The organism is Streptomyces sp. NPDC059002, from assembly GCF_042740435.1.
Taxonomy (GTDB): Bacteria; Actinomycetota; Actinomycetes; order Streptomycetales; family Streptomycetaceae; genus Streptomyces.
Genome location: NZ_JBHYJI010000022.1, coordinates 52865 through 72939, shown reverse-complemented (window position 1 = coordinate 72939; position 20075 = coordinate 52865). Strand labels below are relative to the sequence as shown.

At 70.0% G+C, this 20075-nt stretch carries 16 protein-coding genes; 13 read left to right on the top strand and 3 right to left on the bottom strand.

Going from position 1 to position 20075, the window contains the following annotated elements:
- Nucleotides 1-49: 49 nt before the first annotated feature.
- From gltB to ACFWZ2_RS21105, 8 genes are all read left to right on the top strand, one after another.
- Nucleotides 50-4618: a glutamate synthase large subunit gene (gltB, locus tag ACFWZ2_RS21140; RefSeq protein WP_384547815.1), complete on the top strand. Its 4569-nt coding sequence runs from the start codon at nucleotides 50-52 to the stop codon at nucleotides 4616-4618.
- The gene (locus ACFWZ2_RS21135) at nucleotides 4611-6071 is read left to right on the top strand and encodes a glutamate synthase subunit beta (RefSeq protein ID WP_384547814.1); all 1461 of its coding nucleotides are present in this window, start codon (nucleotides 4611-4613) and stop codon (nucleotides 6069-6071) included. Before gltB ends, ACFWZ2_RS21135 begins: the two co-directional genes overlap by 8 nt.
- Nucleotides 6072-6395: 324 nt before the next feature.
- Nucleotides 6396-7697, top strand: a complete 1302-nt coding sequence (locus ACFWZ2_RS21130) for a sugar ABC transporter substrate-binding protein (protein ID WP_384547812.1) — start codon at nucleotides 6396-6398, stop codon at nucleotides 7695-7697.
- A 48-nt stretch (nucleotides 7698-7745) separates the two neighbouring features.
- On the top strand, nucleotides 7746-8738 hold the full coding sequence (locus ACFWZ2_RS21125; protein WP_384547809.1) for a carbohydrate ABC transporter permease: 993 nt from the start codon (nucleotides 7746-7748) through the stop codon (nucleotides 8736-8738).
- Nucleotides 8735-9568 (top strand): carbohydrate ABC transporter permease, encoded by an 834-nt coding sequence (locus tag ACFWZ2_RS21120; RefSeq protein ID WP_384547808.1) that lies wholly within the window; start codon nucleotides 8735-8737, stop codon nucleotides 9566-9568. Before ACFWZ2_RS21125 ends, ACFWZ2_RS21120 begins: the two co-directional genes overlap by 4 nt.
- Before the next feature lie 176 nt (nucleotides 9569-9744).
- Entirely contained in the window at nucleotides 9745-9972 is a 228-nt protein-coding gene (locus ACFWZ2_RS21115) for a hypothetical protein (protein WP_384547806.1), read from the top strand.
- Between the two features lie 51 nt (nucleotides 9973-10023).
- A complete protein-coding gene (locus ACFWZ2_RS21110; RefSeq protein WP_384547804.1) occupies nucleotides 10024-11115 on the top strand; it encodes a hypothetical protein in 1092 nt (363 codons plus the stop codon).
- Between the two features lie 216 nt (nucleotides 11116-11331).
- A complete protein-coding gene (locus ACFWZ2_RS21105) occupies nucleotides 11332-11688 on the top strand; it encodes a hypothetical protein (RefSeq protein ID WP_384547802.1) in 357 nt (118 codons plus the stop codon).
- A 12-nt stretch (nucleotides 11689-11700) separates the two neighbouring features.
- On the opposite strand, the gene ACFWZ2_RS21100 is transcribed toward ACFWZ2_RS21105, so the two are convergent.
- Nucleotides 11701-12447, bottom strand: a complete 747-nt coding sequence (locus tag ACFWZ2_RS21100) for an SDR family NAD(P)-dependent oxidoreductase (RefSeq protein ID WP_384547800.1) — start codon at nucleotides 12445-12447, stop codon at nucleotides 11701-11703.
- Nucleotides 12448-12625: 178 nt separating this feature from the next.
- Here ACFWZ2_RS21100 and ACFWZ2_RS21095 point away from each other — a divergent pair, with 178 nt between their 5' ends.
- The gene (locus ACFWZ2_RS21095) at nucleotides 12626-13354 is read left to right on the top strand and encodes a vWA domain-containing protein (protein ID WP_384547798.1); all 729 of its coding nucleotides are present in this window, start codon (nucleotides 12626-12628) and stop codon (nucleotides 13352-13354) included.
- A 22-nt stretch (nucleotides 13355-13376) separates the two neighbouring features.
- Here ACFWZ2_RS21095 and ACFWZ2_RS21090 read toward each other — a convergent pair whose 3' ends face one another.
- The gene (locus ACFWZ2_RS21090; protein WP_384547796.1) at nucleotides 13377-14315 is read right to left on the bottom strand and encodes a tyrosine-protein phosphatase; all 939 of its coding nucleotides are present in this window, start codon (nucleotides 14313-14315) and stop codon (nucleotides 13377-13379) included.
- A gap of 400 nt (nucleotides 14316-14715) precedes the next feature.
- Here ACFWZ2_RS21090 and ACFWZ2_RS21085 point away from each other — a divergent pair, with 400 nt between their 5' ends.
- The 3 genes from ACFWZ2_RS21085 (at nucleotide 14716) to ACFWZ2_RS21075 (ending at nucleotide 17865) form a co-directional block, all read left to right on the top strand.
- Entirely contained in the window at nucleotides 14716-14919 is a 204-nt protein-coding gene (locus tag ACFWZ2_RS21085) for a cold-shock protein (RefSeq protein WP_030362889.1), read from the top strand.
- Nucleotides 14920-15061: 142 nt separating this feature from the next.
- Complete coding sequence (locus ACFWZ2_RS21080) at nucleotides 15062-16672, top strand: DEAD/DEAH box helicase (RefSeq protein WP_384547794.1); 1611 nt, start codon at nucleotides 15062-15064, stop codon at nucleotides 16670-16672.
- A gap of 317 nt (nucleotides 16673-16989) precedes the next feature.
- Nucleotides 16990-17865, top strand: a complete 876-nt coding sequence (locus ACFWZ2_RS21075; RefSeq protein WP_384547792.1) for a pentapeptide repeat-containing protein — start codon at nucleotides 16990-16992, stop codon at nucleotides 17863-17865.
- A gap of 70 nt (nucleotides 17866-17935) precedes the next feature.
- On the opposite strand, the gene ACFWZ2_RS21070 is transcribed toward ACFWZ2_RS21075, so the two are convergent.
- Nucleotides 17936-18826, bottom strand: coding sequence for a hypothetical protein (locus tag ACFWZ2_RS21070; RefSeq protein WP_384547790.1), 891 nt, complete (start codon nucleotides 18824-18826; stop codon nucleotides 17936-17938).
- 283 nt (nucleotides 18827-19109) lie between these two features.
- Here ACFWZ2_RS21070 and ACFWZ2_RS21065 point away from each other — a divergent pair, with 283 nt between their 5' ends.
- Nucleotides 19110-19886, top strand: coding sequence for a S1 family peptidase (locus ACFWZ2_RS21065; protein WP_384547788.1), 777 nt, complete (start codon nucleotides 19110-19112; stop codon nucleotides 19884-19886).
- Nucleotides 19887-20075 lie beyond the last annotated feature (189 nt).

Below are 20075 nucleotides of genomic sequence, written 5' to 3'. Positions count from 1 at the left end.
ACGTCGTCCCTCGCCTTCTGCATATGCCACGACGACGACGGGAGTGCCGATGCGTACCCACGCCTGGTCGCCCATGGACGGTCGCCCCGCCCCCCAGGGGATGTACGACCCCCGTAACGAACACGACGCCTGCGGTGTCGGGTTCGTGGCCACCCTCACCGGTGTTGCCAGCCATGACCTGGTCGAACAGGCGCTGACGGTACTGCGCAATCTCGAGCACCGCGGTGCCACGGGCTCCGAGCCGGACTCCGGCGACGGCGCGGGCATCCTGCTCCAGGTGCCGGACGCCTTCCTGCGCGAGGTGGCCGGATTCCAGCTCCCCGAGGCCGGTGCCTACGCCGTCGGCATCGCCTTCCTGCCCGTGGACACCGCGGGCACCACCGATGCCGCCGTCTCACAGATCGAGACGATCGCCTCCGAGGAGGGCCTGACCGTCCTCGGCTGGCGCGACGTCCCCGTCGCCCCCGAGCTGCTCGGCGCCACCGCCCGCTCGACGATGCCCGTGTTCCGGCAGATCTTCGTCGCCGACGGCGACAGCAAGGGCCTGGCGCTCGACCGCAAGGCGTTCGTGCTGCGCAAGCGCGCCGAGCGCGAGGCCGGGACGTACTTCCCCTCGCTCTCCGCCCGCACCATCGTCTACAAGGGCATGCTGACCACCGGACAGCTGGAGCCCTTCTTCCCCGACCTCTCCGACCGCCGCTTCGCCACGGCCGTCGCGCTGGTCCACTCCCGCTTCTCGACGAACACGTTCCCGAGCTGGCCGCTCGCGCACCCGTACCGCTTCGTCGCGCACAACGGCGAGATCAACACCGTCAAGGGCAACCGCAACTGGATGCGCGCCCGTGAGTCGCAGCTCGCCTCCGACCTCTTCGGCCAGGAGAAGATCGACCGGGTCTTCCCGATCTGCACACCCGACGCCTCCGACTCCGCGTCCTTCGACGAGGTGCTCGAACTCCTGCACCTCGGCGGGCGTTCGCTGCCGCACTCGGTCCTGATGATGATCCCGGAGGCCTGGGAGAACCACGCCTCCATGGACCCGGACCGGCGCGCCTTCTACCAGTTCCACTCCACGATGATGGAGCCCTGGGACGGCCCGGCGTGCGTGACGTTCACCGACGGCACGCAGGTGGGCGCCGTCCTCGACCGCAACGGCCTGCGCCCGGGGCGCTACTGGGTCACCGACGACGGCCTCGTCGTCCTCGGCTCCGAGGTCGGCGTCCTCGACATCGACCCCGCGAAGGTCGTCCGCAAGGGCCGCCTGCAGCCCGGCAAGATGTTCCTCGTCGACACCGCCGAGCACCGCATCGTCGAGGACGACGAGATCAAGGCCGCGCTCGCCGCCGAGCACCCCTACCAGGAGTGGCTGGAGGCCGGCGAGATCGAGCTGTCCGACCTGCCCGAGCGCGAGCACATCGTGCACACGCACGCCTCCGTCACGCGCCGCCAGCAGACCTTCGGCTACACCGAGGAAGAGCTGCGCGTCATCCTCGCGCCGATGGCCAAGACCGGCGGCGAGCCGCTCGGCTCCATGGGCACGGACACCCCGATCGCGGCCCTCTCCGAGCGCCCGCGGCTGATCTTCGACTACTTCACCCAGCTGTTCGCGCAGGTCACCAACCCGCCGCTGGACGCCATCCGCGAGGAGCTCGTCACCTCGCTGCACAGCTCGCTGGGCCCGCAGGGCAATCTGCTCGACCCGACCGCCGCGTCCTGTCGCAGCGTCACCCTGCCCTTCCCGGTGATCGACAACGACGAGCTGGCCAAGCTCATCCACATCAACGCCGACGGCGACATGCCCGGCATGAAGGCCGCCACGCTCGCCGGCCTCTACCGCGTCAGCGGCGGCGGGGACGCCCTCGCCACCCGTATCGACGAGATCTGCGCCGAGACCGACGCCGCCATCGAGGCCGGCGCCCGCCTCATCGTGCTCTCCGACCGGCACTCCGACGCCGAGCACGCGCCGATCCCCTCGCTGCTGCTCACCGCCGCCGTCCACCACCACCTCATCCGTACGAAGCAGCGCACCGAGGTGGGTCTGCTCGTCGAGGCGGGCGATGTGCGCGAGGTCCACCACGTGGCCCTCCTCATCGGCTACGGCGCCGCGGCCGTCAACCCCTACCTCGCGATGGAGTCCGTCGAGGACCTGGTCCGCGCGGGCACCTTCCTGCCCGGGATCGAGGCCGAGCAGGCCATCCGCAACCTGATCCACGCCCTCGGCAAGGGCGTCCTGAAGGTCATGTCCAAGATGGGCATCTCCACCGTCGCCTCCTACCGCGGCGCCCAGGTCTTCGAGGCCGTCGGTCTCGAAGAGGCCTTCGTGGAGCGGTACTTCGCGGGCACCACGACGAAGATCGGCGGCGCCGGTCTCGACGTCGTCGCCAAGGAGGTCGCCGCCCGGCACGCCAAGGCGTACCCGGCCTCCGGCATCCCCTCGGCGCACCGCGCCCTGGAGATCGGCGGCGAGTACCAGTGGCGCCGCGAGGGCGAGCCGCACCTGTTCGACCCGGAGACGGTCTTCCGCCTCCAGCACTCCACGCGCAGCCGCCGCTACGACATCTTCAAGCAGTACACGGGCCGCGTGAACGAGCAGTCCGAGCGCCTGATGACGCTGCGCGGACTCTTCGGCTTCAAGAGCGGGCGCCCCTCGATCTCCATCGACGAGGTCGAGCCCGTCACCGAGATCGTCAAGCGGTTCTCGACCGGCGCCATGTCGTACGGCTCGATCTCCCGCGAGGCGCACGAGACGCTCGCCATCGCCATGAACCAGCTGGGCGGCAAGTCCAACACCGGCGAGGGCGGCGAGGACGCGGACCGCCTCTACGACCCGGCGCGCCGCTCCTCCATCAAGCAGGTCGCGTCCGGCCGCTTCGGTGTGACCTCCGAGTACCTGGTCAACGCCGACGACATCCAGATCAAGATGGCGCAGGGCGCCAAGCCCGGCGAGGGCGGCCAGCTGCCCGGCCACAAGGTGTACCCGTGGGTCGCCAAGACGCGTCACTCGACGCCCGGCGTCGGCCTCATCTCGCCGCCGCCGCACCACGACATCTACTCCATCGAGGACCTGGCCCAGCTGATCCACGACCTGAAGAACGCGAACCCGCAGGCGCGGATTCACGTCAAGCTGGTCTCCGAGGTCGGCGTCGGCACGGTCGCCGCGGGTGTCTCCAAGGCGCACGCGGACGTCGTCCTCATCTCGGGACACGACGGCGGTACGGGCGCCTCGCCGCTGACCTCCCTCAAGCACGCGGGCGGACCTTGGGAGCTCGGCCTCGCCGAGACCCAGCAGACCCTGCTGCTCAACGGCCTGCGCGACCGCATCGTCGTGCAGACCGACGGCCAGCTGAAGACCGGCCGCGACGTCGTCATCGCCGCGCTGCTCGGCGCCGAGGAGTTCGGTTTCGCGACCGCGCCGCTCGTCGTCTCCGGCTGCGTCATGATGCGCGTCTGCCACCTGGACACCTGCCCGGTCGGCATCGCCACGCAGAACCCGGCGCTGCGCGACCGCTTCTCCGGCAAGCCCGAATTCGTCGTGAACTTCTTCGAGTTCATCGCCGAAGAGGTCCGTGAGCTCCTCGCCGAGCTCGGCTTCCGCTCCATCGAGGAGGCCGTCGGCCACGCCGAGCTGCTCGACACGGAGAAGGCCGTCAGCCACTGGAAGGCGCAGGGCCTCGACCTGGCGCCGCTCTTCCACGTGCCGTCGCTGCCCGCGGGCGCCGTCCGGCACCAGATCACGGTCCAGGACCACGGCCTGGAGAAGGCGCTCGACAACGAGCTGATCAAGCTCGCCGCCGACGCCCTCGCCGCGTCCAGCGCCACGGAGGCGCACCCGGTGCGCGCCCAGGTCGCCATCCGCAACATCAACCGCACGGTCGGCACCATGCTCGGCCACGAGGTGACGAAGAAGTTCGGTGGCGCGGGCCTGCCCGACGACACCATCGACATCACCTTCACCGGCTCGGCGGGCCAGTCGTTCGGCGCGTTCGTGCCGCGCGGTGTGACGCTGCGCCTGGAGGGCGACGCCAACGACTATGTGGGCAAGGGCCTTTCGGGCGGCCGCATCGTGGTCCGCCCGGACCGGGGCGCCGACCACCTCGCCGAGTACTCGACGATCGCGGGCAACACCATCGCGTACGGCGCGACCGGCGGCGAGCTGTTCCTGCGCGGCCGCACCGGCGAGCGCTTCTGCGTCCGCAACTCCGGCGCGACGGTCGTCTCCGAGGGCGTGGGCGACCACGGCTGCGAGTACATGACCGGCGGCCACGCGGTGGTCCTCGGCGAGACGGGCCGCAACTTCGCGGCCGGCATGTCGGGCGGCATCGCGTACGTCGTCGACCTCGACCGCGACAACGTCAACGCCGGGAACCTGGCGGCGGTCGAGCCCCTCGACGAGACCGACAAGCAGTGGCTGCACGACGTCGTGCGCCGCCACGCGGAGGAGACGGGCTCCACCGTCGCCGAGAAGCTCCTCGCCGAGTGGGCCGTGTCCGTGGACCGCTTCAGCAAGATCATTCCCAGTACGTACAAGGCAGTGCTCGCCGCCAAGGACGCCGCCGAGCGAGCCGGGCTCTCCGAGTCCGAGATCACCGAGAAGATGATGGAGGCGGCGACCAATGGCTGATCCCAAGGGCTTCCTGAACCACGGCCGCGAGGTCGCCGAGACCCGCCCGGTCGGCGAGCGCGTGCGGGACTGGAACGAGGTGTACGTTCCCGGGTCCCTGCTGCCGATCATCTCCAAGCAGGCCTCGCGCTGCATGGACTGCGGCATCCCGTTCTGCCACAACGGCTGTCCGCTGGGGAACCTCATCCCCGAGTGGAACGACTACGCCTACCGCGAGGACTGGCAGGCCGCGCAGGAGCGGCTGCACGCCACGAACAACTTCCCGGAGTTCACGGGCCGCCTGTGCCCGGCCCCGTGCGAGGCGGCGTGCGTGCTCGGCATCAACCAGCCCGCCGTCACCATCAAGAACGTCGAGGTCTCCATCATCGACAAGGCGTGGGAGACCGGCGACGTCGCGCCGCAGGCCCCCGAGCGCCTCTCCGGCAAGACCGTCGCCGTCATCGGCTCGGGCCCGGCGGGACTCGCCGCCGCCCAGCAGCTGACGCGGGCCGGACACACGGTCGCCGTCTACGAGCGCGCCGACCGCATCGGCGGCCTGCTGCGCTACGGCATCCCCGAGTTCAAGATGGAGAAGCGGCACATCAACCGCCGCATCGAGCAGATGCGCGCGGAGGGCACCAAGTTCCGTACGGGCGTGGAGATCGGCCGCGACCTGGACGCGGCGAAGCTGCGCAAGCGGTACGACGCCGTGGTCATCGCCGCCGGTGCGACCATCTCCCGCGATCTGCCGGTGCCGGGCCGCGACCTGAACGGCATCCACTTCGCCATGGAGTACCTGCCGCTCGCCAACAAGGTGCAGGAGGGCGACTTCGTGGCGCCCCCCATCACCGCCGAGGGCAAGCACGTCGTCGTCATCGGCGGCGGCGACACGGGCGCGGACTGCGTGGGCACCGCCCACCGGCAGGGCGCGGCCTCCGTGACGCAGCTGGAGATCATGCCGAAGCCGGGCGACGAGCGGGCCGCGGGCCAGCCCTGGCCGACCTTCCCGATGCTCTACAAGGTGACCTCCGCGCACGAGGAGGGCGGCGAGCGGGTCTACTCCGTCTCGACCACCCACTTCGAGGGCGACGAGGACGGCAACGTCCAGTTCCTGCACCTGGTCGAGGTGGAGTTCGTCGACGGCAAGCTGACCCGGAAGCCGGGCACCGAGCGGAAGATCCCCGCCCAGCTGGTCACGCTCGCGATGGGCTTCACGGGCACGGACCGCGAGAACGGTCTGGTGGACCAGTTCGCCCTGGAGCTCGACGAGCGCGGCAACATCGCGCGCGACGCCGATTTCCAGACGAACGTCCCCGGCGTCTTCGTGGCCGGTGACGCGGGCCGCGGCCAGTCGCTCATCGTGTGGGCGATCGCCGAGGGCCGCTCGGCGGCGCGCGGCGTGGACCGCTTCCTCACCGGTGCGAGTGATCTTCCGGCCCCGATCCGCCCGACGGACCGGGCCCTGACGGTCTAGGCACACGGTTTCGTTCTGTACGGTTTCATCCCGTACGGTTTTGTTCCGTACGACCCCTCATACGTCCCGCACAACGGTGTGCGGAACTGACGCGGCGCCCGCTTTGTCCCCGACCGGACGGAGGCGGGCGTCGTGGCGTTCGGGCACCTTTGCGCCACCCCGGCGCCGTGACGTGTGCGTTGCGTGTGGCGCAACGGTATGAGCGCATGTTGCGTCACCCGCAACCCTCATTACGGTTCGGCCGCTTATCCCAATGGGTCTAGACCGCCTCGGCCAGGTGTGACCACAATCGCTCCCACCAATCGGAACCTGGAGGGGGCCGGCATGAATCGACGTGTCATCGCCGCTGGTTGTATCGCCATGAGTCTCGGACTGACCGCCACGGCGTGCGGTGGCGATGACGGCGACAAGGGCGACAAGGCCACCGACGGCAAGGGCAAGACCCTCACCGTATGGATCATGGAGGGGACCAACCCCGACGCGAGGCCGTTCTTCAAGGAGGCGGGGGACGCCTTCGAGAAGAAGACCGGCGCCAAGATCCACGTCGAGTACCAGCAGTGGGCCACCGCCCAGAAGAAGTTCACGACCGCCATCGAGGGCGGCGCGGACCAGGTGCCCGACGTGGCCGAGGTCGGGACGACCTGGGTGCCGCAGTTCGCCGAGACGGACGCTCTTGTCGACGTCACCGACGAGGTGAAGAAGTCGGGCCTCAACGACGATCTCGTCGAGGGCCTCAAGGACGCGGGCACGCTCGACGGCAAGCAGTACGGCATGCCGTGGTACGCGGGCGTCCGCTCCATCGTCTACCGCAAGGACATCTTCGAGAAGCACAACCTGAAGGCCCCGACCACGTGGAAGGAGCTCCAGGCGACCGCCAAGACGCTCAAGGAGAAGGAGCCGAAGCTCGTCTCCTTCCCGGTGGCGGGCGGCGCCGAGATGTTCGCGACCCCCTTCATCTGGGGCGCGGGCGGTGAACTCGCCACCGAGTCCGGCGGCACGTGGAAGTCCGGCATCAACTCGCCCGAGGCCATCAAGGGCATCGAGTACTACACGGGCCTCGCCACCAAGGACAAGGTCTCCCCGGCCAAGGTCAACACCTGGACGGAGAAGGAGGTCGGCGACGCCTGGAACAAGGGCGAGATCGCGATGTCCGTCGGCGGCAACTGGACCCCGAAGGCCATCGTCGACGCCAACCCGGACCTCAAGGGCAAGCTCGGCGCCGTGCCGATCCCCGGCGAGAACGGCGGCATGAGCAAGTCCTTCCTCGGCGGCTCCTATCTGTCCACGTTCAACACGGACAAGAAGGACCTCGCCTGGGAGTTCGTGAAGCTCCTCACCACCGGCAAGTTCGCCGCCAAGTGGGCCGAGCAGACCAACTACTTCCCCGGCCAGAACTCCGAGCTGAAGAAGATCGAGGCGAAGAAGGACCCGCTGGTCGAGCCGTTCGCCAAGCAGATGCTGGAGGCCGGCGCGACCGTCCCGAAGACCAAGGCGTACGGCGAGATCCAGGCCTCCAAGGTCATCCCCGGCATGGTCCAGTCGATCCTCACCGGCAAGTCGTCCGTGCAGGAGGCGGCGGACAAGGCCGCCAGGGACATGGACGCGATCTTCGCCAAGGACAAGTAGACAGGGGCGAGTTCGGCACGTGAAGGACACTGGGAAAGACACGACACCGTGAAAGAGACGCTCGTCGACGGCGGGCCGGAATCCCCGGCCCGCCGTGGCCCCCTCAAGTCCGACGGCGGCGCCGAGGCGGCCCGCCGTCGCAAGAAGCTCATCACCGTCACCCGTCCCTGGCTCCTCCTCGCCCCCTCCCTCGCGGTCCTCGCGGGCCTGCTGCTCTGGCCGCTGATCCAGGTCGGCAAGCTCTCCCTGCAGGACTACGAGGTCAAATTCGGCGGCGGCGTAGGGACGTTCACCGGCTTCGACCACTACACCGACCTGCTCGGCAGCGGACTGCTGTGGAAGACGGTCCTGCCCAACACCGTCTTCTTCGCCATCGCCTGCGTCGGCCTGACCGTCGCGCTCGGCACGCTCGTCGCCCTGCTCCTCAACCGCCTCGGCCCCTTCTGGCGGCTGATCTGCTCGATCGCGATCCTCGCCGCCTGGGCGATGCCCGCGGTGACCGGGACGTACGTCTGGATCTGGCTCTTCCAGCCGCAGGACGGCATGGTCAGCCAGATCGCGGGCTCGCTCGGCCTGATCGACCCCGAGACCACCAACTGGTTCACCGAACGCGGCCCGTTCTACGCCATCGCGACCCTGAACGTGATCCACCACGGCTTCCCGTTCGTCGCCATCACCGTCCTCGCGGGGCTCATGACGATCCCCAAGGAGCTGTACGAGGCAGGGGAGTTGGACGGCGCCAACGCCTGGCAGCGGTTCTGGAACATCACGCTGCCGACCATCAGGCCCGTCTTCCTCGTGGTGACCATCCTCTCCACCATCTGGGACTTCAAGGTCTTCACCCAGATCTATCTGCAACCCGGCGGCGACGGCTCCAACGAGGACGTCTACAACCTCGGCGTCTTCTCCTACATCCAGGCCTTCGCCAAGAACGACTACGGCACGGGCGCCGCGGCCGCGGTGCTGCTCACCGTGCTGCTCCTGCTCATCACGATCGTCTACATCCGCACGCTGTTCCGGCAGGGGGAGGAGGACCTGTGACCGCACGCCGCACCACCCTCGCGGGGCGCATCGGAATCCCGGTCGCTGTCGTCGCGCTCCTGGTCTTCACGCTCTTCCCCGTCTACTGGATGGTCTCCACCGCGCTCGACCCGAAGGCGTCCCTGCGCGGCTCGGACGTGCTGCCGAGCGGCCTCAGCTTCGAGCACTTCACCTTCGTCTTCGACAAGGGCAACTTTGGTACGTACCTGCTGAATTCGGCGCTCGTCGGCCTCGCCACGATCGCCGCGGCCGGACTGCTCTCGCTGTTCGCCGCCATCGCGGTGGCGCGCTTCAAGTTCCGCTTCCGCACCTCCGTACTGATCATGATCCTGATCGTGCAGATGGTGCCGCTCGAGGCCCTGGTCATCCCGCTGTTCATCCAGATGCGGGACTACGACATGCTCAACTCCCTGCTCGGCCTGAGCGTCGTCTACATCGCGCTCTCGCTGCCCTTCGCGATCTGGACGCTGCGCGGCTTCGTCGCCACCGTCCCCAAGGAGGTCGAGGAGGCCGCGTACATCGACGGGGCGTCCTGGCCGCGGATGTTCTGGTCGGTACTGCTTCCGCTGGTCGCGCCGGGGCTCGTCGCCACGTCGATCTTTGCGTTCATCACGGCGTGGAACGAGTTCGTCTTCGCGTACACGTTCATGAAGGGCAGCGACAAGTACACGGCGGCCGTGGGCATTTACCAGTTCTTCGGTGAGAACTCCACGGCCTGGGGCCCGGTCATGGCCAGCTCCACGCTGGTCACGCTGCCGGTGATGATCTTCTTCGTGGTCATCCACCGCAAGCTCGGATCCGGTCTGGCGGCGGGCGCGGTCAAGGGCTGAGAGCCGCAGTCCGCCGGGAGGCGTTCAGGGCCCCGCACCACGGGGCCCTGGGCGCCTCTTCGTGCGTCCGCAGGGGCAGCGGCGAGACCCTCCGGAACGCACTCTATTGACTAAAAGTCAATTCGGCGCCACTCTCGGGGCCGTACCCAGCCCTGAACGGCGCCGCGGGAGGCCGAATGAGCACCGAAGCACGGGAGCAACGGGAGCAGCTGAGCGCGGAGCTGCGCGACGAACCGGCGGAATCCTTCGGGCAGTTGACGCCCGATCAGCTGACCACGCTCGCCGAAGCGCTGAAGCGGCAGCGCGAGAGCCGGGCCGCGGGGCTCAACGAGGCCGCCGAGGAGGCGCTGAAGCTCGTGCCCGCACTGGCCCGCGGCCCCGTCCGGCGGATCCTCTTCCGATAGCCGAGAAGAGCGAGGAGAGACACAGGGGAAACGAGAGAAACGGAGCCAGACATGGACAAGCTGCGCGGCAGGGCCGAGACCCTCAAGATCGCCCGCCTCCTCGACGTCGAACCGGAGACACTCGCCTTCCTGCGGGACCTGCCCGTCGACGACGTACGCCGCTTCCGCGAACAGAGCGTGGCGGCACTCTTCGACCGGGCACCCGAGATGCTCGACCGCATCGCCTCCGCGACCAAGCTGGTGCCGGCCGGGGTCGCGGCCGCCATCTCGCAGAAGGCGCTCGGCCCACGCCTGGCCGCCGCCGTCGCCGGACGGCTCGAACCGGCGCGCGCCGCCGACATCATCGAGAAGCTGCCGGTGTCCTTCACCGCCGAGTCGTGCGGACACCTCGACCCGCGCCGGATCAAGGGCATCGTCGGACGCCTCGACGAGAACCTCGTCGTACGCATCGCGGTGGCGCTCGCCGAACGGGGCGACCACCTGACCATGGGCCGCTTCGTCGGCCATCTGCCGGACTCCGCGCTGCGCCGCATCCTGCCGCAGGTCGACGACGCCGCCGTCCTCAAGACGGGCTTCGCGATCGACGCGCCCGAACGGCTCGGCCAGATCATCGAGTTGATGGGCGCGGACCGGCTCGCCGCCGTCATCGCATCGGCGTCGGGCGACGGCCTGTGGCCCGAGGCGCTGGCCGTGGCCGGCATGGTGACCGGGGAACAGCGGGGCCGCATCGCCTCGCTCGCCGCGTCCCAGCCGCAGGACCGGCTCGAATCCCTGGTGACGACGGTCGCCGAACAGGACCTGTGGGAGTCGCTCCTGCCGCTGGTCGCGCTCCTGTCCGAGGACGAGCGCAGGACGGTCGCCGCACTGCCGTCGCTCCGCGGCGAGCAGATGCTCGGCGGCGTCGTACGCGCCGTGGTGGCCACCGGTCTTTGGGCCGAGTTCCTGCCGCTCGTCCAGGTGCTCCCCGAGGAGTCCCGCAAGATCGTCGCCGACACCGCGGGGGCGCTGCCCGCGCCCGACCTGGACGCCCTCGCCCTGGAGGTCGACAAGCGGGATCTGTGGGAACTGGTCATGCCCCTGGTCGAGTTGATGGACGACGAGGCCAAGACGCGGATCTTCGAACTGCCTGCGTTCGCCCCGTAAGGGGCGCGGGGAACGGTGCGCTCAGCGCACGAAAAGCCGCAGTCGCGTCTGCCGGGCGACCGAGCCGACGCGACTGCGGCTTCTTTCTGGTTGCGCGCGCAGTTCCCCGCGCCCCTGACGGGGCTCACCCGTACGAGGGACACCACGCATCCCCAGGCTGCCCGCAGGGCAGGGCACAGGCGGATTTGGCAGACCCCTCCTACGGAAAAGAACTTCATGCGTCTTCGCACCACGCTCGCCGCCGCCCTCGGCGCACTCGCCCTCGTCGTCACCCTGCCGGCCTCCGCGAGCGCCGCCACCGGCGACTTCTCCTACCAGTTCGTGGGCCTGAACGGCTCGCCCCAGTCGGTCACCCTGCACGACCCGGTCAGCCCCGGCTGCATCCCGCTCGCCGAGGTCGCCGACCCGGGCTCCTCCGAGCCCGCGTTCGCCCCGCACAACGACACCGACGAGTGGGTGATGGTGTTCACCGGGCCGGACTGCACGGGCGACTCCTGGACGCTGCGCCCGCACGGACACCCCGCCACGGACCGGCTGAAGCTGCGCTCGGTGTTCCTGACCGGCCGCCACTGACCGGGCCCGCCGTCACCCCGTCGTCGACCCGCCGTCCACGGTGAACTCCGCCCCCGTGACGTACGACGACGCGTCCGACGCCAGGAACAGCACCAGCGCGCCGACCTCCGCCGGGCGGCCGATCCTGCCCAGCGGCAGATGCGACCAGTCCCGCCCCGCGGAGGCCGCGGCGACCATCGGGGTGTCGATCGCCCCCGGATGAACGGAGTTGACCCGGACCCGGTACTTCGCCAGATCCAGTGCCGAGGACCGGGTCAGCCCGCGCAGCCCGAACTTCGACGAGCCGTACGCCGCATGGCCCGGAATGCCGACCAGACCGGCCGTCGACGAGACGTTCACGATCGAACCGCCGCCCGCCTCCTTGAGCGCGGGCAGCACGGCCTGGATGCCGAGGAACGGGCCGAGCAGATTGACCCGGAGCAGCGCCTCGAAATTCTCGTACGTCTCGTCCTCGACGGACGCCGTGCGCCACAGCGCCGCGTTGTTCACCAGCACGTCGAGCCGCCCGAAGGCATCGACGGCACCCGCCACGGCCGACGCCCAGCTCCCGGCGTCCGTGACATCGTGACGTACGAACGCCCCTTGGTCCCCAAGGGACTTGGCGACCTCCCTGCCCTCCTCCTGGCGCACATCGCCGACCACGACCCGCGCCCCCGCCTCGGCGAAAAGCCGCGCCTCCGCCGCGCCCTGGCCGCGTCCCGCGCCGGTGATCAGGACCGTCCTGCCGTCGAGGCCGTACGAGATTCCCCGGGAGTCCATGCCGAACCTCCTGTGCGCAGCCGCCGCCCCATGCCTGAGCGGCATATGTCTAGCAGTCCCATGCGACAGGGAGAAGGGATCGGTCGCGGCCGCTCGAAGGCGGCCGCGCGCGCCGCGTACCCTCGGCCGCTGACGGACCGGCGAGGTGGCGGTCCGGCGGCGAGGAACGGAGCGACGCATGGGACCCGCGATCAGTCTGCGCAAGGTGGAGGACTCGGCGCCCGCGCTGGTCAGCCTCTACAAGAGCGCCGGGGTGTCGCTGCGCAAACACGGCCTGGAGGGGGAGCGGGCCGCGGTGTATCTCGTCATCGACTACTCCGGATCCATGCGCCCCTACTACAAGGACGGCAGCGTCCAGGCGCTCGCCGACCGGGTGCTCGGCCTGTCCGCACACCTCGACGACGACGGGACCGTGCCCACCGTCTTCTTCTCCACGGACATCGACGCGGTCACGGAGATCGCCCTCGACGACCACGAGGGCCGGATCGACGACATCGTCGCCGGGCTCGGGCACATGGGCAAGACCAGCTACCACCTGGCGATGGACGCCGTCATCGACCACTACGTCGACAGCGGCTCCACCGCGCCCGCCCTCGTGATCTTCCAGACCGACGGCGGCCCCATCAACAAGCTCGCCGCCGAGCGCTATCTCTGCAAGGCGGCGAAGCTGCCCCTGTTCTGGCAGTTCATCGGCTTCGGCGACCCGGCGAGCAAGCAGTTCGACTACCTCCGCAAGCTCGACGAACTCGCCGTCCCCGCCAAGCGCCCGGTCGACAACGCGGGCTTCTTCCACGCGGGGGACTCCCCGAAGGCGGTGTCGGACGACCGGCTGTACGACCAGCTGGTGGGGGAGTTCCCCGCGTGGCTCGCGGCGGCGCGCGAGCGCGGGATCGTGGCGCGGCACTAGGGCCTGATCCGCCGGGCAGTCCCTAGCCGACCAGATGGCGGCGCAGCTGGAGGATCGTGCCCGCGTCGAGGCCGAGCCCCTTGGTCAGATAGCCCTGGAGGCCGCCGTACCGCTGTTTCGCCTCGCCGAGCGCCGTGTCGAGGTAGTCGGTGCGGACCTCCTGCAGCGGGATGATCAGGTCCGGGTTCTGCATCATCCCGGTCTGCTTGAGCGTCTCGCGGAGCTTCGCGTCGTACGCGGCGCGGTAGGTGTTGGAGGCCAGGAAGTCGTCCACCGCGGTCTTCTCCGGCACGCCGACGAGCCGCAGCAGCAGATACGTCGTCCAGCCGGTGCGGTCCTTGCCCGACGTGCAGTGGTAGAGCAGCGGCGAGCGGCTGTCCGCGATGTCGCGCAGGGTGGCCGCGAACTGCGTGCGGTTGGTCGCGTCGGTGACGAACGTGCGGTAGACGTCCCGCATGAACGCCGCGGCCCTGCCGTTGCCGAGCATCTCCTCCTGCTTGACCGGATCCTTGGAGCCGATCGCGGTGAGGAGCTGGGTGAACAGGCCGTTGTCGGTGACCGGCCGGGACAGCGGTGCGAGCCCGTCGGGCAGCCGGTCCGCCCCGTCGTACTGCACCTCTGCGGGCACCCGGAAGTCGATGACCTTCTTCAGGCCGAGCTTGGAGACCGTGCCGAGGTCGGCGTCGGTGAGCTTGCTGAGGGAATCGGCGCGGAAGACCTGCCCATGACGGACGTGCTCCCCGTCGTAGGTCCGGTATCCGCCCACGTCGCGTACGTTGACGGCGCCCTGCAGCGGGATCTGGCTCTGGTACGTGGCGTACGAGGACGCGGTCGCGGGCGCGGACACCGGTGCGGACGGGCTCGCGGCGGGTTCGGAGGGGGCGGCCCAGGCGGGCAGGGTGCCCAGGGCGAGCGCGGAGATCGCCAGTCCGGTCGCGGTACGGGTACGAGAGATGCGCATCGGTCCGCCTTCCCATCGGTAGCGGTGCCTGTCGCGGTGCCCCAACCAAGCGATTGTTTGGGTGGCTGGTCCGGTGAAGGTAGCGAGGTGACCGCGAGGGAGGAAGGGGCGCGCGCCAGAAACTGACCGCCGCCCGCTGCCCGGCGCCCGCCGTCCGGTGCCCGGCGCCCGCCGCCCGGCGAGTGTCGTACGTCTCCCGGGACCCCGGAACACGGGGTCCCATCCGCGTGTTAAAGTTATGTGTTGCAGTTTTGGTACCCATGAACTTTATGTGCGCCTGACGGGAATGCTCCGAGGGCGCATTATTGTTTTTCCGGTTCTCTCCGGATGGGGTCATTGCAGCGCTGGAGATTCGCAATTCCGTGATTCTCCATACTCTGCCCCTGTTGAGGAGATTGACATGGCAACCGGCACCGTTAAGTGGTTCAACTCGGAAAAGGGCTTCGGCTTCATCGAGCAGGACGGCGGCGGCCCCGACGTCTTCGCCCACTACTCGAACATCGCGTCCTCTGGCTTCCGTGAGCTCCTCGAGGGCCAGAAGGTCTCCTTCGAGGTGACCCAGGGCCAGAAGGGCCTGCAGGCCGAGAACATCGTTCCTGCCTGATCGCCACAGCGCGCGAACCTCACAGCCGAGGCCCGCACCGGAAGGTGCGGGCCTCGGCTTGCGCTGTCATCGGGCCCGACCGGGCCCAGAGCCGCCCAGGCTCAGAGGTCCGGAAGTCCAGCGACCAGGAAGGCATCTCTGCATGAACAACCGCTCCGAACGCCCGGCACGCCCTGCCCGCAAGCGTCCCACCAACGCAGCCGGAAAGGGACGTCCCAACGGCCAGGCGAAGGGCTCCGCGTATTCCGCGAAGAAGCCCGGAAGCCGTAAGCCGAAGCCGGCCCAGGGCGGCGAGTTCGCACTGCCCGAGAGCATCACGCCCGCGCTGCCGGCCGTCGACGCGTTCGGCGACCTGGACATGCCCGAGGCCCTCCTGAAGACGCTGGCCGCCCAAGGCGTGACCGCCCCCTTCCCGATCCAGGCGGCCACGCTCCCCAACTCCCTCGCGGGCCGCGACATCCTCGGCCGCGGACGCACCGGCTCCGGCAAGACCCTCGCCTTCGGCCTCGCCCTCCTCGCCCGCACGGCAGGGCAGCGCGCCGAGTCGAAGTCGCCGCTCGCCATGGTCCTCGTGCCCACGCGCGAGCTGGCCCAGCAGGTGACCGACGCGCTCACGCCCTACGCGACGGCGGTGAACCTGCGCCTCGCCACGGTCGTCGGCGGCCTGTCGATCACCAAGCAGGCGGGCACGCTCCGCCGCGGCGCCGAGGTCCTCGTGGCCACCCCCGGCCGCCTCAAGGACCTGATCGAGCGCGGCGACTGCGACCTGTCGCGGGTGCGTACGACGGTCCTCGACGAGGCCGACCAGATGGCCGACATGGGCTTCATGCCGCAGGTCACGGCGCTGCTCAAGCAGGTCGAGCAGGGCGGCCAGACCATGCTGTTCTCCGCGACGCTCGACAAGAACATCGACCGCCTGGTCCGGATGTTCCTCACCGACCCCGTCGTGCACTCCGTGGACCCGTCCGCGGGCGCGGTCACCACGATGGAACACCACGTCCTCTACGTCGCCGACGAGACGGACAAGAAGGCCGTCGCGATGCGGATCGCCGCCCGCGAAGGCCGCGTGATCATGTTCCTGGACACCAAGCGCGCCGTGGACCGCTTCACCAAGCGGCTGCTCGCCAACGGTGTACGGGCCTCCGGCCTGCACGGCGGCCGCTCGCAGCCGCAGCGCAACCGGACGCTCGACCAGTTCAAGAACGGGCAGGTCACCGCGCTGGTCGCGACGAACGTCGCGGCGCGCGGCATCCACGTCGACGACCTCGACCTGGTCGTGAACGTCGACCCGCCGACCGACCACAAGGACTACCTGCACCGCGGTGGGCGTACCGCGCGGGCCGGGGAGTCCGGCAGCGTCGTCACGCTGGTCCTGCCGGACGAGAAGCGGGACATGACGCGGCTGATGTCCGACGCGGAGATCCGCCCCAACACGGCGCGGATCACCTCCTCCGACGAGGAGCTCGTCCGGATCACCGGGGCGCGGGAGCCGTCCGGGGTGCCGGTGGTCATCGAGACGCCGCAGCAGCCTGCCGCGCAGCCCTCGCAGCGTCGCCGCCGGCCCCGCTCCGCGGGGCAGGGCGGTCAGGGCCAGCGGCGGACCCCTCGCCAGGGCCAGGGCGGATCCGGCTCCGCCGGCGGGGCCGGTCGCTCCGCCGCGGGCGGAGCGGGCCGTTCTTCCTCCTCCGGCGGCGGCGCCGGTCGTGCCCGCAGGGGCGGGGGACAGGGCGGGGGGCGCCGCCCCGTCGGGTAGCGCCTTCGGCCGGGGTGCTGGGGGGCGCCGTCTTGCCTCCCTGCACCGGGCCTGCGCCTGCCTGCACCGTGGCTTGCGCCCCCGTCCTCGCCCCCCGGCGACGTGGGCTGTGCCCACCCTTCCCCAAGCTCTCGGCTTCGCTCGAGCAGGGGAGACCCCACTCGCCCTGCGGCACGCCTGCCCGCAGCAGAGCGAGGACGGACATACCGCCGCGGCCCCGCCCCAAGACGGCGAAGCGCACCCCCGGCGCGGCAGAATGACCCTTCGTAGGCGTACGCGTGTGCGTACCACGTACAACGGCCCAAGGAGCCCGCTCGATGTCACCGGAGTTGCCCCTGCTGGAGGATGAGCGTGCAGGGCTGCGTGCGGACTGTGCGAGTTGTTTCGGGCTGTGCTGCGTGGCGCTCGCGTTCACCGCGTCGTCGGACTTCGCGGTGAACAAGGACGCGGGCAAGCCCTGCACCAACCTGCAGGCGGACTTCCGGTGCGGCATCCACCGCGACCTGCGGAGCAACGGCTTCCAGGGCTGCACCGTGTACGACTGCTTCGGCGCGGGCCAGCACGTCTCGCAGGGCACCTTCGACGGTACGGACTGGCGTCAGGATCCGGCCACCGCCCGGAAGATGTTCGACGTGTTCCCGATCATGCGGCAACTCCACGAACTGCTCTGGTACTTGGCGGACGCCAGGAGCCGCTCCCGGACGGCCCCGATCGCCGCGGAGCTCGACCGGGCGTACGCCAAGACGGAGGGCCTGACGCAGGGCTCGCCCGAGGCGCTCGCGGAGACCGACGTCGCCGCGCACCGGCAGGACGTGAACGTACTGCTCCTGCGCACCAGCGAACTCGTACGCAAGGAAATCACGAACGGTAAGGGCGGTAAGGGCGGCAAGGGCGGGAAGAAGAAGCAGCGGCGCGGCGCCGACCTCATCGGCGCCCGGCTCAGGAACGCCGACCTCCACGGCGCCGACCTGCGCGGCGCCTACCTCATCGGCGCCGACCTGAACGGCGCGGACCTGCGCACCGCCGATCTGATCGGCGCGGACTTCCGTGACGCGGACCTGCGCGGCGCGGACCTCACCGACGCGCTGTTCCTCACGCAGTCGCAGGTGAACGCGGCCCGGGGAGACGACCGCACGAAGCTGCCCACGTCCCTGAACCGCCCGGGCCACTGGTCCGAGGCGGCACGGCCCTAGCCGTCACGGTCCAGCCGCCACTGCCTGAGGCGTCACCGCCTGAGGCGCTACCGCCTGAGCCGCCACCGCCTCAGGCGTCACACTCCAGCACCGTCCGGCACAACGTGCACCGCGCCCGCACCCGCCCCCGCGCAGGCACCCGGATCCGCTGGTGGCAGGTGGGGCAGGGGAACGACACCCGGAGCGCGCCGAGCCCGTCGGTGGAGAAGAGGTACCCGGCGCCGGCTCCCGCCCCATGGTCCACGGCGTACCGCCGGTCCTTCGCGTACCGCCGCCGCCCCGCCCATCCCGCCGCGGTGAGCGGCGGCTGCTGTTCGTCGCGCCGGGCCTGCGCGAGGCCCTTGGTGTAGGCGGAGTACGCCTGAGGGCTGGTGAACCACGTCTCAGGGGATTCGCCGAAGGCCAACGCCCGCTTGGCCAGGACGTATCCGAACTCCTCCGGGGTGAGGTACCCGAGCTTCTGCGAGGAGACGCCGTCCTCGCGGAAGGCGTCGAGGAGCAGCCAGCCCGCGCCCAGGTAGGTCGTGGCGGTGTCGGTGAGGATCTCGTTGTCGCGGGTGCCGGGGAAGGCGAGGTCGAGCCGGTGCAGATACACGTGCATGACTTCGTGGGCGAGCGCCGCGCCGATGTCGCGCCGGTGGGTGCGGAAGCGGTCGTTGAGTTCGATGAAGTACTCGGGGCCCGCGGCGAGTTCGACGTACGCGGCGTGTTCCATCTCGCGGAAGCTGACGATGATGCGGGCGTCGGGCAGGCGCAGGTGCCGGACCATCTCGCGGGCGATCCGCTGCACGCCCAGATGCAGGTCGTCCTGGTCGCTGAAGGCCACGTCGACGGGGGTGATGCTGGTCTCGAAGGCGTGGACGGTGTCGTACGAGAGGCGTTTGTAGAGCGCGGTGATCGCGGCGCGCACCGTCTCCAAGTGGGGGTAGCCGTGCACGACGGGACCGCCGTTGTCAGCCACGGCCGCACCCCCTGGTAGCGCGTCGGGATCATCACCTCAACTGGCCTCCACTGTACGGGGGTTCCGGACGGGCGGCAGCGTGCCGCGGCGGCCGCCACGACACGCCGTGGCTGGAAACCGCCCCTTGTCCTGAGCGGACATCGATCTCCATAATCCGCAACAACGCTTTGGCGGGCTCATGCCATCCACGCGCTTCCCGTGCGGACGGCAGGGGCCCGCCCAAGTGTGCGACCCCCCACAACCCCCCACGAAGGGAAGTCAGTTGAAGACCAAGCTGCGTGGAGTGAAGAGAGCCGCAACCCTCGGTGCGATCGCCCTCGCCACCGTGAGCCTTCAGCCCATCGCCGCCCAGGCGGCCCCCCACCCCGGCCCCAACCCGGGTGAGCGCGTCGTCGGCGGCACCCCCGCCGAGCAGGGCGAATTCCCGTTCATGGTCCGTCTGTCGATGGGCTGTGGCGGCGCGCTGTACGCCAAGGACATCGTGCTGACCGCCGCCCACTGTGTGGACGGCTCGGGCGACAACACCAGCATCACCGCCACCGGTGGCGTCGTGGACCTCGAGAGCCCCGACGCGATCACCGTGAAGTCCACCAAGGTCCTGCAGGCCCCCGGCTACAACGGCAAGGGCAAGGACTGGGCGCTGATCAAGCTCGAGAAGCCGATCGACCAGCCCACGCTGAAGATCGCCAAGGACACCAAGTACAACGAGGGCGAGTTCGACATCGCCGGTTGGGGTGCCGACAAGGAGGGTGGCGACCAGCAGCGCTACCTGCTCAAGGCGAAGGTCCCGTTCGTCAGCGACGCCGACTGCGAGGCCGCGTACGGCGCCGACCTCACGCCCGGCGAGGAGCTGTGCGCGGGCAAGATCGACGAGGGCGGCACGGACACCTGCCAGGGCGACTCCGGCGGCCCCATGTTCCGCAAGGACGAGGCCGGCGAGTACGTCCAGGTCGGCATCGTCAGCTGGGGCAACGGCTGCGCGCGGCCGAAGTTCCCCGGTGTGTACACCGAGGTGTCGACCTTCGCGGCCGACATAGAGAAGGCGGCATCCGAGCTCTGACGGAGCCCGCTTTCCGCATCTGATTCCCGCATCTGAGATTCCGCAGGAGAACGGCCCCGGCGCGGGGCGCCCGCCACGGCAGGCGCCCCGCGTCGGCATGTCCGGCGCGGCGCCCCGGGCCGCCGCCCACGGCACGGGCGCGCGGTAAGTCCAACACCTGTCCCTCCTTTGTCCATGGGCGCGTTCGCC

Excerpts from the sequence above, each read along its gene's own strand:
- gltB (WP_384547815.1), top strand. The coding sequence starts at position 50 with ATGCGTACCCACGCCTGGTCGCCCATGGACGGTCGCCCCGCCCCCCAG.
- ACFWZ2_RS21135 (WP_384547814.1), top strand. The coding sequence starts at position 4,611 with ATGGCTGATCCCAAGGGCTTCCTGAACCACGGCCGCGAGGTCGCCGAG.
- ACFWZ2_RS21130 (WP_384547812.1), top strand. The coding sequence starts at position 6,396 with ATGAATCGACGTGTCATCGCCGCTGGTTGTATCGCCATGAGTCTCGGA.
- ACFWZ2_RS21115 (WP_384547806.1), top strand. The coding sequence starts at position 9,745 with ATGAGCACCGAAGCACGGGAGCAACGGGAGCAGCTGAGCGCGGAGCTG.
- ACFWZ2_RS21110 (WP_384547804.1), top strand. The coding sequence starts at position 10,024 with ATGGACAAGCTGCGCGGCAGGGCCGAGACCCTCAAGATCGCCCGCCTC.
- ACFWZ2_RS21105 (WP_384547802.1), top strand. The coding sequence starts at position 11,332 with ATGCGTCTTCGCACCACGCTCGCCGCCGCCCTCGGCGCACTCGCCCTC.
- ACFWZ2_RS21100 (WP_384547800.1), bottom strand. The coding sequence starts at position 12,447 with ATGGACTCCCGGGGAATCTCGTACGGCCTCGACGGCAGGACGGTCCTG.
- ACFWZ2_RS21095 (WP_384547798.1), top strand. The coding sequence starts at position 12,626 with ATGGGACCCGCGATCAGTCTGCGCAAGGTGGAGGACTCGGCGCCCGCG.
- ACFWZ2_RS21090 (WP_384547796.1), bottom strand. The coding sequence starts at position 14,315 with ATGCGCATCTCTCGTACCCGTACCGCGACCGGACTGGCGATCTCCGCG.
- ACFWZ2_RS21085 (WP_030362889.1), top strand. The coding sequence starts at position 14,716 with ATGGCAACCGGCACCGTTAAGTGGTTCAACTCGGAAAAGGGCTTCGGC.
- ACFWZ2_RS21080 (WP_384547794.1), top strand. The coding sequence starts at position 15,062 with ATGAACAACCGCTCCGAACGCCCGGCACGCCCTGCCCGCAAGCGTCCC.
- ACFWZ2_RS21075 (WP_384547792.1), top strand. The coding sequence starts at position 16,990 with ATGTCACCGGAGTTGCCCCTGCTGGAGGATGAGCGTGCAGGGCTGCGT.